The sequence below is a fragment of the Solwaraspora sp. WMMA2059 genome (assembly GCF_027497315.1).
In the GTDB taxonomy this organism is placed as follows: domain Bacteria; phylum Actinomycetota; class Actinomycetes; order Mycobacteriales; family Micromonosporaceae; genus Micromonospora_E.
The window spans coordinates 537,394-552,524 of the sequence record NZ_CP114908.1 but is presented as its reverse complement, the minus strand read 5'-3'; the positions used below and the strand labels follow the sequence as shown (position 1 = coordinate 552,524).

The 15,131-nt window shown below is 72.6% G+C and carries 15 protein-coding genes; 9 read left to right on the top strand and 6 right to left on the bottom strand.

What is annotated here, in order from left to right; all coding sequences use genetic code 11:
- Positions 1–9: 9 nt before the first annotated feature.
- Both O7553_RS02605 and O7553_RS02600 read left to right on the top strand, forming a co-directional pair.
- A complete protein-coding gene (locus O7553_RS02605; protein ID WP_281553296.1) occupies positions 10–1,986 on the top strand; it encodes a hypothetical protein in 1,977 nt (658 codons plus the stop codon).
- Between the two features lie 28 nt (positions 1,987–2,014).
- The gene (locus O7553_RS02600) at positions 2,015–2,506 is read left to right on the top strand and encodes an 8-oxo-dGTP diphosphatase (protein WP_281553295.1); all 492 of its coding nucleotides are present in this window, start codon (positions 2,015–2,017) and stop codon (positions 2,504–2,506) included.
- A gap of 20 nt (positions 2,507–2,526) precedes the next feature.
- On the opposite strand, the gene upp is transcribed toward O7553_RS02600, so the two are convergent.
- Positions 2,527–3,159, bottom strand: a complete 633-nt coding sequence (upp, locus tag O7553_RS02595; protein ID WP_281553294.1) for a uracil phosphoribosyltransferase — start codon at positions 3,157–3,159, stop codon at positions 2,527–2,529.
- Positions 3,140–4,441, bottom strand: coding sequence for a glycosyltransferase (locus O7553_RS02590; RefSeq protein WP_281553293.1), 1,302 nt, complete (start codon positions 4,439–4,441; stop codon positions 3,140–3,142). Before O7553_RS02590 ends, upp begins: the two co-directional genes overlap by 20 nt.
- A 142-nt stretch (positions 4,442–4,583) precedes the next feature.
- Here O7553_RS02590 and deoC point away from each other — a divergent pair, with 142 nt between their 5' ends.
- From deoC to O7553_RS02570, 4 genes are all read left to right on the top strand, one after another.
- On the top strand, positions 4,584–5,549 hold the full coding sequence (gene deoC / locus O7553_RS02585; protein WP_281553292.1) for a deoxyribose-phosphate aldolase: 966 nt from the start codon (positions 4,584–4,586) through the stop codon (positions 5,547–5,549).
- Between the two features lie 5 nt (positions 5,550–5,554).
- Positions 5,555–6,985, top strand: a complete 1,431-nt coding sequence (locus O7553_RS02580; protein WP_281553291.1) for an aldehyde dehydrogenase family protein — start codon at positions 5,555–5,557, stop codon at positions 6,983–6,985.
- Entirely contained in the window at positions 6,978–7,820 is an 843-nt protein-coding gene (locus tag O7553_RS02575) for an aldehyde dehydrogenase family protein (RefSeq protein ID WP_281553290.1), read from the top strand. Before O7553_RS02580 ends, O7553_RS02575 begins: the two co-directional genes overlap by 8 nt.
- Positions 7,821–7,938: 118 nt before the next feature.
- Positions 7,939–8,844, top strand: coding sequence for a DUF559 domain-containing protein (locus O7553_RS02570; protein ID WP_281553289.1), 906 nt, complete (start codon positions 7,939–7,941; stop codon positions 8,842–8,844).
- Between the two features lie 89 nt (positions 8,845–8,933).
- Here the strand turns inward: O7553_RS02570 and O7553_RS02565 are convergent, their stop codons facing one another.
- Both O7553_RS02565 and O7553_RS02560 read right to left on the bottom strand, forming a co-directional pair.
- Positions 8,934–9,926 (bottom strand): serine hydrolase, encoded by a 993-nt coding sequence (locus O7553_RS02565; RefSeq protein ID WP_348650134.1) that lies wholly within the window; start codon positions 9,924–9,926, stop codon positions 8,934–8,936.
- A 65-nt stretch (positions 9,927–9,991) separates the two neighbouring features.
- Positions 9,992–10,990 (bottom strand): NAD(P)-dependent alcohol dehydrogenase, encoded by a 999-nt coding sequence (locus O7553_RS02560; RefSeq protein ID WP_281553287.1) that lies wholly within the window; start codon positions 10,988–10,990, stop codon positions 9,992–9,994.
- 194 nt (positions 10,991–11,184) lie between these two features.
- Here O7553_RS02560 and O7553_RS02555 point away from each other — a divergent pair, with 194 nt between their 5' ends.
- The 3 genes from O7553_RS02555 to O7553_RS02545 are packed head-to-tail and all read left to right on the top strand — an operon-like array spanning position 11,185 to position 14,241.
- Entirely contained in the window at positions 11,185–12,405 is a 1,221-nt protein-coding gene (locus O7553_RS02555) for a sensor histidine kinase (protein ID WP_281553286.1), read from the top strand.
- Positions 12,402–13,076: a response regulator transcription factor gene (locus tag O7553_RS02550; protein ID WP_281553285.1), complete on the top strand. Its 675-nt coding sequence runs from the start codon at positions 12,402–12,404 to the stop codon at positions 13,074–13,076. Before O7553_RS02555 ends, O7553_RS02550 begins: the two co-directional genes overlap by 4 nt.
- Before the next feature lie 34 nt (positions 13,077–13,110).
- Complete coding sequence (locus O7553_RS02545; protein WP_281553284.1) at positions 13,111–14,241, top strand: Fic family protein; 1,131 nt, start codon at positions 13,111–13,113, stop codon at positions 14,239–14,241.
- A 4-nt stretch (positions 14,242–14,245) separates the two neighbouring features.
- Here O7553_RS02545 and O7553_RS02540 read toward each other — a convergent pair whose 3' ends face one another.
- The gene (locus O7553_RS02540; RefSeq protein ID WP_281553283.1) at positions 14,246–14,458 is read right to left on the bottom strand and encodes a hypothetical protein; all 213 of its coding nucleotides are present in this window, start codon (positions 14,456–14,458) and stop codon (positions 14,246–14,248) included.
- A complete protein-coding gene (locus tag O7553_RS02535; RefSeq protein ID WP_281553282.1) occupies positions 14,455–15,045 on the bottom strand; it encodes a hypothetical protein in 591 nt (196 codons plus the stop codon). The genes O7553_RS02540 and O7553_RS02535 overlap by 4 nt, the downstream gene beginning before the upstream one ends.
- Positions 15,046–15,131 lie beyond the last annotated feature (86 nt).

Below are 15,131 nucleotides of genomic sequence, written 5' to 3'. Positions count from 1 at the left end.
TAGCTGGTTATGCTAGCTAGCCGCTGCTTCGCCTACCTGACCGCCGCGACGCACCGGCGGTACACGCTGCTCCCCTTCCACCGGCAGACTGCCCTGTTCCGCCTGACCCGTCGGCCCGGCCAGGCCGCCCGATGCTGGCTGGGCCGACGTCTGCGGCCGGCCCGCCCGACCGCCGCCGGTCTCCCCCGGCGATGGTCCGTACTGGACGGACGCCCCGTCATGGCCGTCGTCGTCGACGACGACACGATCAGCCCGCTCAACGCCCACCGGCGCAACCTGCACCTCGTCACCGACGCACTGGCCCGGGCCGGGGTGGACCACTTCGTCATCCCGACCGCGTCCGGGTTCAGCAGCCGGGTCGGGGTGCCGGCCGGCGAGCGTACCGCCGCACTGCGGGCCCTCGGCCGCCTCGACGGCCTGGCCGTGGCACGTGCCGGACACCGGTACCGGCGACTGCCGGCCCGGCCCGACTGGCGGCTGCGCCGGACCCCGGTGATCCGGGTCTTCCAGCCGGTGACCGGCGTCAACGGTCAGCTGACGTACGGCGGGCAGGCCGCCTGCGAGATCGAGTTCTGGACCGTCGACGGCGACCGCCTGCACGCGCCCCGCAGTAACGACGTCACCGCCGTGGTCCCGGCCCGGTCGGCCCCGGTACGGCTGACCGAGGCCGAGGCCTGCTGCTTCGCGCCGGAGGACCGGATCGCCCGGCATGTGACCCGTACCCCGTTCACCCGTCGTCCGGCGACCTGGCCCGACTTCCCGGTCGACCTGGTCTGCTGCTGGACCGACCCGACCGACCCGCGGTGGCGGTCCCGCCGGCAGCGGGCCATGGCCCGCACCGCCGGTCCGGTGCCGGCCGCCCGGCGCGCCGACCGGCACCGCCACCGCGACGGTGCCGGCGGTGCCGGCCCGGCGGGCCACGCCGGCGACGAATGGATCGGCTGGGACGGCACCGAGGAACTGCGCCACCTGCTCCGCTCGGTGCACCTGCACGCGCCCTGGATCCGGCGGATCTTCCTGATCACCGCAGACCAGGTGCCGGGCTGGCTCGACGTAAACGATCCACAACTGACTGTCGTCGACCACCGCGACCTGCTCGGTGGTTACGCCGTGCTGCCCACCTTCAACCCGTACGCCGTCGAATCCGCAGTGCACGAAATCGACGGCCTGGCGGAACGGTTCCTCTACCTGCCCGGCAACGTCTTTCTCGGCCGGCCCGTCGACCGGACCACGTTCTTCGAGCCCAACGGGATCCCGAAGGTGCTGCTCGGCCCGCCGCCCGGGCCGGGCCGGGCCGGGCGTCGGGCCGGCTCGGGAGACACCCCGGCGGTGGCCGCCGCGCGGCGCGTCTTCGCCGACCAGTTCGACCGGCTCGTCGACCCGGGCGCCCAGGTCGGCGTACCGTTGCCGGTGCGCCGCTCCACACTGGCCGAGATCTGCACCAGCATTCCCGAGGTGGTCGCCCGGATTCGCGGTCACCAGATCCGGCATCCGGACGACGTGTCACTGATCCGCTCGCTGCACCCGCACTGGTCGTACCTGCGGGGCACCGCGGTCCCCGGGTCACTGCGCCGGCACCGCGTCGACCCGGCCACCCCCGACGCCGCGCTGCGGCTGCACCGCCTGCTCGACCGGCGCGACGCCGACGCCTTCGGGCTGGACACCGAACTCACCAACGCGGTCGACTCCGTCGCCCGCCGGCTGCGGGTCGAGTTCCTCAGCCGCTACTTCCCGACCCGGTCACCGTACGAGGTCGACGCGGAGACCGCGGCGGCCCGCGCCCCGTTCACCGCGACCGAGCTGGCGCAGCGCCTGCTGCGCCCGCCGGTCGGCCGGTTCCCGGTCGGTCCGCAGCTACGGCTGGCCGCCGCGCCGCAGCAGCAGACCCGCCACCGCGACACCGGGTACCCCGCACAGCCGGACCCGCTGTCGGCGGCCGACCCGGTGCCTGCCACCGAGGTGCTGGTGGGACACCGCTGCGGCTGACCGGCCACCGGGTACCTATGGTGACCAGGTGCAGGCGATCATCGCGACCCTCGGCTACGTACTCTCCCCCGACGGACGTCAGGTGCTGATGCTGCGCCGCGACACCCGGCCGGACGACATCCACTACGGCTACTACAACGGGCTGGGCGGCAAGCTGGAGCCGGGCGAGGACGTCATCGCCGGCATGCGCCGGGAGATCCGGGAGGAGTCCGGGTTGGAGTGCGGACGGGTCGAGCTGGCCGGGACCATCTCCTGGCCGGGCTTCGGCCGGCACAGCGAAAACTGGTTCGGCTTCCTGTTCCGGGTGCCGACCTGGTCCGGCGAACCCCGGCCGGACTGCCCGGAAGGCACCCTGATCTGGACCGACCTGGCCGACGTCCTCGCCGGCCGGGTGCCGATGTGGCCCAGCGACCGGCACTTCCTGCCGCTGGTCTTCGCCGAGCAGCCGACCGTCTTCCACGGCGTGATGCCGTTCACCGACGGCGTCGCGACCGGCTGGAGCTGGACCACCGCCGGCTGAACCGAACTGGTCAAGGCCGGTCAGAAGCGCGGCATCCCGCCGAACTGGCGGTCACCGGCGTCGCCGAGCCCTGGCACGATGAACATCTTCTCGTTGAGCCGTTCGTCGATCGACGCGGTCACCAGCCGCAACGGCAGGCCGGAGCGGTCCAGCCGGTCGATCCCGGCCGGCGCGGCGAGCACGCACAGTACGGTGATCTCGGTGGCACCCCGCTCGGCGAGCAGCCGGCAGCAGTGCTCCAGCGAACCGCCGGTGGCCAGCATCGGGTCGAGCACCAGCACCGGGATGCCGGTCAGGTCGACCGGCAGCGACTCCAGATAGGCCCGGGGCTCGTAGGTCTCCTCGTCGCGGGCCAGCCCGACGAAGCCCATCGACGACTCCGGCAGCAGCGCCAACGCCGAGTCGGCCATCCCGAGCCCGGCGCGCAGCACCGGCACCAGCAGCGGCGGGTTGGCCAGCCGGGTCCCGTCGGTCGGTGCCACCGGGGTGGTCACCGGGAAGGACTCCACCGGGAAGGATCGGGCCGCCTCGTACACCAGCATGGTGGTGAGTTCGTGCAGCGCGGCGCGGAACGCCGCCGAGTCGGTCCGGGCGTCGCGCATCGCGGTCAGCCGGGACTGGGCGAGAGGGTGATCAACGACGAGTACGTCCACGGTCGTTGAACCTACTCGCCAGCCCGGCGGCCGACGCATACACCTCACGGATCGCTTCGGCGTAGCGGGCCGGAGTGTGTTCGGCGCAGCGGGCCGCCGCCGTGGCCGCCTGCCGGCGGGCCGTGTCCGGGTCGAGCAGCAGCCGCAGCACCCCGCCGGCCAGCGCACCCGGCTGCGGCTCGGTGCGCAGCGCGGCACCGGCAAGCGCGCCGTGCGCGTGCAGCGCCCGGTCGACCAGCACCACCGGAGCCCCGGCCAGGCCGGCTTCCTGCAGGACCAGCGCCTGGGTGTCGGTCTGCGAGGCGAACGCGAACACCTCGGCGGCCCCGTACGCCGCAGCCACCACCTCCGGACCTTGCTGGCCGGTGAGGGTGATCCGGGCGGCCACCCGAGGGTCGATGGCGCGCAGCAGCCCGGCCAGCCAGCGCGGCTCGTACAGGGCACCGACCAGCACCAGCCGGGCGGCCGGGCAGCCGGCCAGCACCCGCTCGAACGCGGCGATCAGCAGGTCGATGCCCTTCTCCCGGTTGATCCGACCCACATAGAGGACCACCCGGTCACTGGGCGTGATGCCATGGCCGTACCGGAAGGCGTTGATCTCGTCGGCGGTGGTGCGGCGGGCCGCGACCCCGGTCGGCACCAGGTGCACCCGGTCGGCGGGCACCGGCAGGTGGATTCGGTCCAGCACCGCCCGGGTAGGCACCACCACCGCGTCGGCCCCGCCGAGCAGCAGGGTGTTGGTGGCGTCCATGGCGGCCCGGCGACGGGCGACCGCGCCGCTGGCCATCGGCCGATGGTCGCGGGCGTGGCCGGCCGGTGCCGCCGCCGGGCGGGGCACGCCGAGCCGGCGGGCGTACAGCCGGACGCCGGCGCTGAGCGCGCGGGCCGGCACCCGGTACGCGTCGGCGTACGCGTGCAGGTCGGTGTGGTAGGTCTGGACCAGCGGCAGACCGAGCCGGCGGGCGGTGAGGACGCCGAGCAGCCCGACCGGCCCGGGGGTGTGCACATGCACCACGTCCGGGGCGTGGGCGGCGATCTCGGCGATGGTGCCGGTGGCGGCGGCGCCGCGCAGCAGCCACGGCGACAACCGCAGGTCGGCGACTCCGCAGGGCAGCGCACGTAGCCGCAGCACGTCCGCCTCGGCCGGCTGGTCCGGATGCCGGGGCACCACGATCAGGCCGGGATACCCGGCGGCGGCCGACGCCGCCGCGAGAGTCCGCAATGAGGTGACCACCCCGTCGCGGCGGGGCAGGTACGTGTCGGTGAAGTGCACTGCTCGCACGTCAGGCACGGTGGGTCACCGGGGCCAACATGATGTAACGGTAGGCCAACAGCGCCGTTAAGTCTGCTCGTCCGATCAGCCGACGGCCAAGATCGTGAACCTGCTGGCGACGTAGACTCCCGGACATGACAGGACTCGCGGCATGACAGCGGTGAGCACCCCGGCACCCGCGCGCCACGATCTGGCCGAGGTGGGGCGGAGCGCGGCGACCCTGCGCGCCTTCCTGCACGGGCTGCCCGGCGTCGACGAGGTCGGGGCGCGGCAGCGGGCCGCGACGCTCGGCACCCGCTCGATCAAGACGACCGCCAAGGCGTGGGCGATCGACCTGGCCATCCGGATGGTCGACCTGACCACCCTCGAAGGCGCCGACACCCCCGGCAAGGTACGCGCGTTGTGCGCCAAGGCCCGCCGCCCCGACCCGGCCGACCCCGATTGCCCGCCGGTCGGCGCCGTCTGCGTCTACCCGTCGATGGTGCCGACCGCCGCCGAGGCGCTCACCGGTTCCGGCGTACACCTGGCCAGCGTGGCCACTGCCTTCCCGTCCGGGCAGGCGCCGCTGGAGGTGAAGCTGGCCGACACCCGGGCGGCGGTCGCGGCCGGCGCCGACGAAATCGACATGGTGATCAACCGGGGGGCGTTCCTCGCCGGCCGCTACGACCAGGTGTACGCCGAGATCGTCGCGGTCAAGCAGGCCTGCGGCGACGCCCACCTCAAGGTCATCCTGGAGACCGGGGAGCTGGCCACCTACGACAACGTGCGCCGCGCCTCCTGGCTGGCGATGCTGGCCGGCGGTGACTTCATCAAGACCTCCACCGGCAAGGTGCCGGTCGCGGCGACGCTGCCCGTCACGTTGATCATGCTGGAGGCGGTCCGGGACTTCCACGCCGTCACCGGGCGGCGGATCGGCGTCAAACCGGCCGGCGGCATCCGTACCACCAAGGACGCGATCAAGTACCTGGTGCTGGTCAACGAGACCGCCGGCGACGACTGGCTCACCCCCGACCTGTTCCGGTTCGGCGCCTCCACCCTGCTCAACGACCTGCTGATGCAGCGGTCGAAGCTACGCACCGGGGTCTACTCCGGTCCCGACTACGTCACCCTGGACTGATCAGCGTGTTCGACTACGCACCGGCACCCGAGTCCCGCTCGGTCGTCACCATCCGCGACTCGTACGGTCTGTTCGTCGACGGCGAGTTCGTCGACCCGACCGACGGCGGCGCGCGCAAGACCGTCAACCCGGCCACCGAGGAGGTCCTCGCCGAGGTCGCCGAGGCCGGCCCCGGTGACGTGGACCGGGCGGTGGCCGCCGCGCGGGCCGCGTACCAGCGGGTCTGGGGTCCGATGCCCGGCCGGGACCGGGCCAAGTACCTGTTCCGGATCGCCCGGGCGCTCGCCGAACGCAGCCGCGAACTGGCGGTGCTGGAATCGCTGGACAACGGCAAACCGATCCGCGAGTCCCGCGACGTCGACCTGCCGTTGGCGTCGGCGCACTTCTTCTACTACGCCGGCTGGGCCGACAAGCTGCCGTACGCCGGTTTCGGCCCGGACCCGCGCCCGCTCGGCGTCGCCGGGCAGGTCATCCCGTGGAACTTCCCGCTGCTGATGCTGGCCTGGAAGATCGCCCCTGCGCTGGCCGCCGGCAACACGGTGGTGCTCAAACCGGCCGAGACGACCCCGCTGACCGCGCTGCTGTTCGCCGAGATCTGCCAGCAGGCCGACCTGCCGCCGGGCGTGGTCAACATCGTCACCGGTGCCGGCGCCACCGGGCAGGCCGTCGTCGCCCACCCGGATGTCGACAAAATCGCCTTCACCGGCTCCACCGAGGTCGGTCGGCAGATCGCCCGCGCGGTCGCCGGCAGCCGCAAGAAGCTGACCCTGGAGCTGGGCGGCAAGGCCGCCAACATCGTCTTCGACGACGCCCCGATCGATCAGGCCGTCGAAGGCATCGTCGACGGCATCTTCTTCAACCAGGGCCACGTCTGCTGCGCCGGTTCCCGGCTGCTGGTCCAGGAGTCGATCGCCGAGCCGCTACTGGAGTCGTTGAAGCGGCGGATGGCCCGGCTGCGCGTCGGCGACCCGCTGGACAAGAACACCGACGTCGGGGCGATCAACTCGGCCGCCCAGCTGGACCGGATCCGCACCCTGGCCGCAGCCGGCACCGACGAGGGCGCGCAGGCCTGGTCGCCGCCGTGCGACCTGCCGCAGCAGGGCTTCTGGTTCGCGCCGACCCTGTTCACCGGGGTCAGCCAGGCGCACCGGATCGCCCGCGAGGAGATCTTCGGCCCGGTGCTGTCCGTGCTGACCTTCCGCACCCCGGACGAGGCCATCGCCAAGGCCAACAACACACCGTACGGGCTGTCCGCCGGCATCTGGTCGGAGAAGGGTTCCCGGATCCTGTGGGCCGCCGACCGGCTGCGCGCCGGGGTGGTGTGGGCGAACACGTTCAACAAGTTCGACCCGACGTCGCCGTTCGGCGGCTACCAGGAGTCGGGCTACGGCCGCGAAGGCGGCCGGCACGGGCTGGAGGCGTACCTCGATGTCTGACAGTGGCGGCGTCACTACCCGGGTTGCCGTACGCAAGACGTACAAGCTGTTCATCGGCGGGAAGTTCCCGCGCAGCGAGTCGGGACGGACGTACCAGGTGCAGGACTCCAACGTGGCGCTCGCCTCGCGCAAGGACCTCCGCGACGCCGTCGTCGCCGCCCGGGCGGCGGTGAAAGGCTGGTCGGGCGCGACCGCGTACAACCGGGGTCAGATCCTCTACCGGGTCGCCGAGATGCTGGAGGGCCGACGCGAGCAGTTCGTCGCGCTCGGCGAGCCGGCCGGCGAGGTCGACGCGGCGATCGACCGCTGGGTCTGGTACGCCGGCTGGTCCGACAAGCTCCCCCAGGTGTACGGCGGCGTCAACCCGGTCGCCGGCCCGTACTTCAACCTGTCGACACCGGAGCCGACCGGGGTGGTCGGGGTCGTCGCGCCGGTCGAGCCGTCGCTGCTCGGCCTGGTCAGCGTCGTCGCCCCGGTGATCGTCAGCGGCAACACGGCGGTGGTGCTGGCCTCGCCGGCCCGTCCGCTGGCGGCGGTCACCCTGGCCGAGGTGCTGGCCACCAGTGACCTGCCCGCCGGGGTGGTCAACGTGTTGACCGGCAGGATCACCGAGACGGCGCCGTGGCTGGCGTCGCATCTGGACGTCGACGCGCTCGACCTGACCGGGGTGGCCGATCCGCAGTTGGCCGTCGAGTTGGAGCAGGCCGCCGCCGGCAACCTCAAACGGGTGCTGCGCCCAGCCGTCGGGTCGGTCGACTGGTCCGCCGATCCGGGCACCCGGCGGATGACCACGTTCCTGGAGACCAAGACCGTCTGGCATCCGAAGGGCAGCTGAACCCGCCACGGGTGGTTGCCGGGCAAGGTACGCGGACGGCAGACGCAACGTGTCGGATGGGTGACCGTCCGGCCGGTCAGGGCAGCGGCAGTGGCCGGCCGCCGGGCAGGCTACGCCGGTGTCCCGCGTCGCCAGTGTCCCGAATCAGCTGAGTTTCCTCCCGTTCTCCGGTAGCCACGCCGTCGCCGCCGGCCTGCTCAGCAAACGGATGCTGGCCGGGCCGGCGTGGTGTCGGCTGCTGCCCGACGTCTATGTGCACGCTGCGGCGTTCGACCCCGACGACCATCGGATGTGGTGCAACGCGGTGGCACTGAAACTGCCGGCCGGCGCTGCGGTCTGCGGGCTGAGCGCCGCGTACCTCTGGGGAGTCGACCTGCTCCCCCGGCGCAGCCCAGTTCATGTCGTACTGCCCCGGACCGGTCGGATCCGGCGGCACCCACGCATCGCCGTCACCAACTCGACGCTGGCCGTCGACGACGCCGTTCTGCTCAGTGCGGTGCCGGTGACCACGGAGGTCCGTACCGCCTTCGACCTGGGACGCACGTTGCCGCGCCCGGACGCGGTCGCTGCCGTCGACGCGCTGCTGCACCGCCGGCTGCTGCGCACCGAGGCACTCGCCGGCTACCTTGACAGCCATCCGCGCTGGCCCGGCGCCCGGCAACTGCGTGAGCTGGTCGGCCTGGTCGAGCCGCTGGCCGAGTCGCCGATGGAGAGCCGGCTGCGGCTGCTGCTGCACGACGCCGGCCTGCCCCGACCGGTGCCGCAGCACAAGGTCGCGGATCCGCGGGGGCGCTTCATCGGCCGCGTCGACCTCGCCTACCCGCAGTGGCGGATCGCCCTCGAATATGAGGGTGACCATCACCGGGGTAGGGCCACTTTCCGCCGGGATGTCCACCGCTACAACGCGCTGCGGGCCGCCGGCTGGCTGGTGTTGCGCTTCACTGCGGACCACGTACTCCGCAAATGCGAGCAAATCGTACAGGATGTCCGGCAGGCGATCGACGAACGCCGCACCCAACCGTGACGGGCGTCGCGCCCAACCGTGACGAGCCGAACACCAGATACCTCATCTTCCCGCCGACAGGTACCTGGTGTTCGGCTCGTGCCGGGTGGCTAGGTGACGTCGAGCGCGGGCAGGATGATCTGCTCCAGCACCGCGACCGGGGTACGCCACTGCTCAGGGTCGTCGTAGTTGCCGGCGGTCACCGCCACGGCGAGCTCCAGGTCGGGCAGGACGATCAGGCGCTGGCCGCCGTTGCCCATCGCCGAGGCCGTTCGATGACCGGCGAGGGCCTGCAAATACCAGTGGTAGCCGTACTCAGCGGACCAACCGGTCGGCAGACGTGGCTCGAGCATCTCGCTGATCCAGCTGGCCGGCACCAGTCGACGGCCGGCCCAGACCCCGCCGGCCAGCACCAGCTCGCCGATCCGGGCCAGGTCGCGCGGGGCGAGCCGCAGCCCGGACGCGGGCGAGGCCACCCCGTCGTCGCCGGCCATCCAGTGGAACTGCTCGACGCCGAGCGGCGCGAACAACTTCGCCCGGCCGTACGCCTCCAACGCCTGCCCGGTGCCGTCGGCGATCAGCTTGCCGAGCAGCGCGGTCGCACCGCCGCAGTAGGCCCAGCGCTCGCCGGGTGGCTCCACGATCGGCCGCTCCAAAACATACCGGTAGCGGTCCGGGGCCAGCTCCATGGCGATCTCAGCGTTGTCCGGGCTGTCGTACGGGACGTCCTCACGCCAGTCCAGCCCCAGCGACATGGTCAGCGCGTGCTCGACAGTGAGCCTTGCCCGCTGTGGGTCGGTCGCCAGGTCGGGATACTCGGGGAACTGCCCCAGCAGCGGCTGCCCCGGGGCCGGGACGAGCCCGTCGCCGAGAGCGATGCCGTACAGCAGGGCGGTCACGCTCTTGGTGACCGAGCGCAGGTCGTGCAACGTCGCCGGGCCGAAGTCGACCTGCCCCAGGGAGTGCTCCCAGGAGAAGTCCTCGCCGGTGCCGTAGTGCTCCCACAGGGTCTCGCCACGGCGTACCACCACGACCGCGTGCAGCCCGTCGACCTGCCCAACCCGCTCGGCCCCGGCCAGCAGCTCGCCCATCCGACTCGTCATCATCGCCACCCCCGCCCGGCACCGAGGATATGTCGAACCGTCGATCATCGCCGTCCCCTGCGCCGTCACATCCTCACCACCACCTTGGCGCGGGCGTGCTCGGTCTCGACGTACCGGATCGCCGCCGACACCTCACTCAGCGGAAACGTCCGTTCCACGACCGGAGTCAACTTGCCCGCCTCGACCAGCTCCCGCAGCGCCGCCAGATGCCCACGGCCCGCTGTCGCCGACGGCGCGACGATGCGCTGCCTGACGAACCGCCCCACCAGCGGCCCGCGCAGCAGCAGACCCAGCGGCCCGAACACACTGCCGCCGGTGGACACGCCGCCACCGGACAGCAGCAGCGTCCCGTCCGGGGTCAGCACCCGCCGGAAATCGGCCAACGACCGGTTGCCGACCAGGTCGAGCAGCACGTCGTAGCGGCGGCCGGCCCGGACGGCGTCGGTACGGGCGAAGTCCTCCCGGGTGTAGTCGACGACGTGGTCGGCACCGAGCGACCTGACCAGCTCGACGTTGCGGGTCCGGCACACCGCCGTCACCTGTGCGCCGTACGCCTTGGCCAGCTGCACCGCGAAGGTGCCGACCCCACCGGACGCCCCGTTGATCAGGACGTGCTGCCCGGCCCGCAGGTCGGCGGCGTCCCGCAGGCAGACCAGGGCGGTGGTGGCGGCCAGCGGCACCGCCGCCGCCTGCGCAAAGCCCAGGTTCGCCGGCTTCGTCTCGACCAGGTTCTCCGGTACGCACAGGTACTCGGCGAACGCGCCACCGGCGGCGCCGGCCTCGCCGTACACCTCGTCACCGGGGCGGAACCGGGTCACCGCGCCGCCGACCGCCTCGACCCGGCCGGCGAAGTCCTGTCCGCGCACGGCCGTGCGGGGCCGGCGCAGCCCGAACGACAACCGGGCCAGGTACGGGTCGCCGCGCATCGCGTGCCAGTCGTACGCGTTGACCGAGCTGGCGTGCACCCGGACCAGCACCTCGCCGTCGCCGGGGGTCGGGGTGTCGACGTCGCGCAACCGCAGGACGTCAGGTGAGCCGTACCGGTCCTGGACCATCGCCTTCATCGCTGATTCTCCTCACTGGATTCTCTGGTGTCCACAGCTTGTCGGCAAAGGCCGGGGCGGCGCGTCGGCGCGGCGGCGGCACCGCTACTGCGCCCGGCGCGGTAGCGCGGTGGCCGGCCTACTCCCCCGGGCGTACGCCGGGCTGCCGCCGTCGGGGCTGCCGCCGTCGCCGCCGGCCGGCCTACAGTCGGCGCATGCCCCGGTCGCAGCCCGACACCGACGCTGGCCCGGCCGCGCCGCACTGGCGGTCGGCGGCAGCGGACGCCGGCCCGGCGGGGTCGCGACGCGGGCCCGGACTGGCGGTGCTGACCGCGATCGGGCAGCCGGTCGGCACTGCGGTCGCCGCCAGCTGGCAGTCCGGCAACGTCTCGATCATCGGGTACGCGCTGCTGGTGTTCAGTGGGCTGGCCTTGGCCGACCGGCACCGGTCGCCTCGGCGCAACTTCCTGATCGTGGTCGCCGCGACCTTGGCGTACCACCTGCTGGACCAGCCGGCCGGGGTGACGCTGCTGGCGCCGATGATCGCCGCGTCGGCGGCGCGGGCCGCCGGTCACCGCTGGCTGGTCGGGGTGGCGGCGGTGACCTCGTACGGCATCTGGGTGCTGGTCACCGGGGCGACGCTGCGGCAGGCGACGCTGGCGTTGGTGCTGATCGTCGCCGCCGGGCTGGTCACCGAGATCGGCACCCTCGTCGCCGACCGGGTCCGCGAGGGCGTCGCGGAGCAGCGCCGGCTATCCGAGGAGCGGCAGCGCCGCCGGGCCACCGAGCAACGGCTGCTGATCGCCGCCGAGCTGCACGACGTACTCGGGCACCACCTGTCGCTGATCAACGTACGGGCCGGGGTCGGTCTGCACCTGATGGACCGCGACCCGGAACAGGCCCGCGCGGCGTTGGAGGCGATCGCGCAGTCCAGCGCGGAGGCGTTGCGCGAGGTCCGGGCGGTGCTCGACACGCTCTACCCGCGCGGCGAGGCCGCGCCGCGCGCCCCGGCGCCGGGGCTGGACCGGCTCGGCGAGTTGACCGACGACGCGGCGGTGCCGACCCGGACGGTGATCGACGGCCCGGCCCGGCCGCTGCCGGCCGCCGTGGACCGAGCCGCGTACCGGATCGTGCAGGAGGCGTTGACCAACGTCCGCCGGCACGCCGGCCCGGGTGCCGCCGCCACCGTCACCATCGGATACCGGCAGGATGCGGTGATGCTGCAGATCGACGACGACGGCGCCGGTGCACCGGGGCCGGCCGCATCCGTGGCTCCTGCTCCGGCTGGCAACGGGATCACCGGGATGCGGGAGCGGGCCGCCGCGCTGGGCGGCGAGTTGACCGCAGGTCCGGCGCCGGACGGTGCCGGCGGTTGGCGGGTACGGGCCCACCTGCCGCTGCCCACCGACTCGCAGGCTGAGGAGACGTCGACGTGATCCGGGTGCTGCTGGTCGACGATCAGGTGCTGGTCCGGGCCGGATTCCGGGCGCTGCTGGCCGCCGAGGGAGACATCGAGGTCGTCGGTGAGGCCGGCGATGGCGCGCAGGCGGTCCGGCTGGCCGGGCAGACCCGACCGGACGTGGTCCTGATGGACATCCGGATGCCCGGGGTGGACGGGTTGACCGCCACCCGGCAGATCGCCGCCGACCCGCGACTGTCCGAGGTACGGATCATCGTGCTGACCACGTTCGAGCTCGACGAGTACGTCGGCGAGGCGCTGCGCGCCGGGGCGGCCGGCTTTCTGGTGAAGAACACGCAGCCGGCCGAGCTGATCCAGGGGGTACGGGTGGTCGCAGCCGGCGACGGTCTGCTGTCGCCGAGTGTGACCCGGCGGGTGATCGAGCAGTTCGCCGCCCGTACCGCCGCTCCGGCCGCACCCCGGCGGTTGGCCGAGCTGACCGAGCTGACCGAGCGGGAGCGGGAGGTGGTGGCGTTGGTCGGCACCGGGCTGTCCAACGACGAGATCGCCGCCCGGCTGGTGGTCAGCCCGGCGACGGCGAAGACGCACGTGTCCCGGGCGATGGTCAAACTCGGTGCCCGGGACCGCGCCCAGCTGGTCGTGTTCGCGTACGAGGCCGGCCTGGTCCGCCCCGGCTGGTTACCCTGATCCGTAGATGCCACTGCTCTTGTAGCATAGTGGCATGCTCTACGCGATGCCGCAGCTCGACGCCGCCGACCGGCGGGTGCTGCACGAGTTGGACCAGATGCGTGCCGACCTGCGGCTGCAGCTACGGTCCACCCCACGCTGGGCGGGTCAACTGCGGCGGAGCCTGTTCGCCGCCGCGATCCAGGGCTCGAACACCATCGAGCACATCACGATCAGCGGTTCGGACGCCCGAGCACTTGTCGAGCAGGCGCCCATGTCGGCGGAGACCAGCGACGAGGTCCGCCAGGCGGTCGTCGGCTACCGCGATGCGATGACGTACGTGCAGCAGACGCCTGAGTTGGACTTCTTCGAATACTCGCAGACTCTGCTCTCGGCCTTGCACTTCATGATCACCAAGTATCAGCCGGCGAAATGGCCCGGCCGTTATCGGACCGGCGGGATCTTCGTAACCAGTGCCGACCCGCTGGAGCCCGTGTACACCGGCCCGGACGCGGAACGGGTCCCCGGGCTGATGGGCGAACTGGTCGACTGGCTCCGCCACGGCGACCTCGACGCGCCGGCGTACGCGCGAGCGGCGATGGCCCACCTGAACCTCGTCGGCATCCACCCCTGGCGCGATGGCAACGGGCGTACGGCCCGAGCCCTGCACACCCTGGTGCTGGCCCGCACCGGCGAACTCGCCGCCGAGTTCTCCTCGATCGAGGAGTGGCTGGGCGAGCAGATCAACACGGTCCAGTACTACGAGGCACTGCGGTCCGCTCAGGACGGCAGCTTCCAACCGGATCGCGATGCCCACCCCTGGCTGCGGTTCGTGCTGGCGGCGCATCACCGGCAGGCGCAGCGGGTGAAACGGCGCTCCGAGTGGACAGTTCGACTGTGGATGGATTTGGAACGCCTCACCGAGCAGCAGGGCCTGCCCGGACGGGTCGTCTCGGCGCTCTACGCCGCCGCCGCCGGCGAGCTACGGCGGACCACGTATCAACAGGACGAAGGCCTCAGCCGCGATCAGGCCATCCGCGACGTGCAGGCGCTGACCCGCGCCGGCCTGCTGACGCCGCGCGGCAACGCGACCTCCCGGGTCTATCTGCCCGCCGGGGCGGCGGCCGAGATCGCCCAGGCCGCGACCGCAGCCGTACGCGGGCCGGGCCGCGACCCCTACCAGTAGCCACTCAGGGGATCACCTGGGGAGGGTGCTGTTCGGTGTACCAGGCGGGCGGTTCGGGTGCGGCGGTGGTAGCGGTGATCCCGCCCCAGCGGTCGCGGCAGACGTACGCCAGGTCGGCGTGGATCCACCTGCCGTCGTTGTCGCGCAGCACCGGCCGGCCGCAGTGCCGGCACGGCGCGACCCTCGGGTACGGCGGCGTGACCGGGGTGCCGGTCACGTCAGTGTGCCGTCAGCGTCGCCGGTGCCGTCGCCGTCGCCCCAGCACAACCCGCCCAGCCCAGCCGCCCGGTGGAACCCCGGGTGGTGGCGGACCTCCGCACACACCTCACCGTCCGGACCACGTACGCCGCAGAACAGCGGCTCGTTGAAGTCCCACGCCTCCGCCCGGGACAGCAGCGGCGCGTGCTCACCTAACTCCGGGCACAGGATGGTGAGCCCTTCGGCGTACGCGACGGCCTGCTCCCGAGCGGTGTCGAAGTCGACGGCGGCAAACGTCAGGTGCAGCGTGTACCGACCGCGCCGGTCGTACCGCAGCCAGTCCGGCAGGTTGCCGATCCCACCCGGACCGTCGCCGCCACCGTTGACCCGCGCCGCCGGGCGGCGACGCTCACGCTCGTTGAGGTAGCGGTTGACCAGCGCTTCGGCGTGCCCGGCCGGGCCGACCCCGGTGCCGAGGGCGTGCGCGACGGCGGCCCGCGCCGGTTCGGACAGGTCAGCCCGATCGAGTACGGCGAACAGGTCCCGGTTTCGCTGCGTCGGATCGAGGGTCGGGTCGGTCCAGCGTGCTGAACGGTTGTCGGTCACGGACACCTCCAGGGCAGTGGCGACGTCGTCATCCTGCCCTCAGCATGCATCCACGTACACAAAAATACAACGTCGCAACGAACTTC

Excerpts from the sequence above, each read along its gene's own strand:
- O7553_RS02545 (WP_281553284.1), top strand. The coding sequence starts at position 13,111 with ATGCTCTACGCGATGCCGCAGCTCGACGCCGCCGACCGGCGGGTGCTG.
- O7553_RS02575 (WP_281553290.1), top strand. The coding sequence starts at position 6,978 with ATGTCTGACAGTGGCGGCGTCACTACCCGGGTTGCCGTACGCAAGACG.
- O7553_RS02560 (WP_281553287.1), bottom strand. The coding sequence starts at position 10,990 with ATGAAGGCGATGGTCCAGGACCGGTACGGCTCACCTGACGTCCTGCGG.
- deoC (WP_281553292.1), top strand. The coding sequence starts at position 4,584 with ATGACAGCGGTGAGCACCCCGGCACCCGCGCGCCACGATCTGGCCGAG.
- O7553_RS02565 (WP_348650134.1), bottom strand. The coding sequence starts at position 9,926 with ATGACGAGTCGGATGGGCGAGCTGCTGGCCGGGGCCGAGCGGGTTGGG.
- O7553_RS02605 (WP_281553296.1), top strand. The coding sequence starts at position 10 with ATGCTAGCTAGCCGCTGCTTCGCCTACCTGACCGCCGCGACGCACCGG.
- O7553_RS02555 (WP_281553286.1), top strand. The coding sequence starts at position 11,185 with ATGCCCCGGTCGCAGCCCGACACCGACGCTGGCCCGGCCGCGCCGCAC.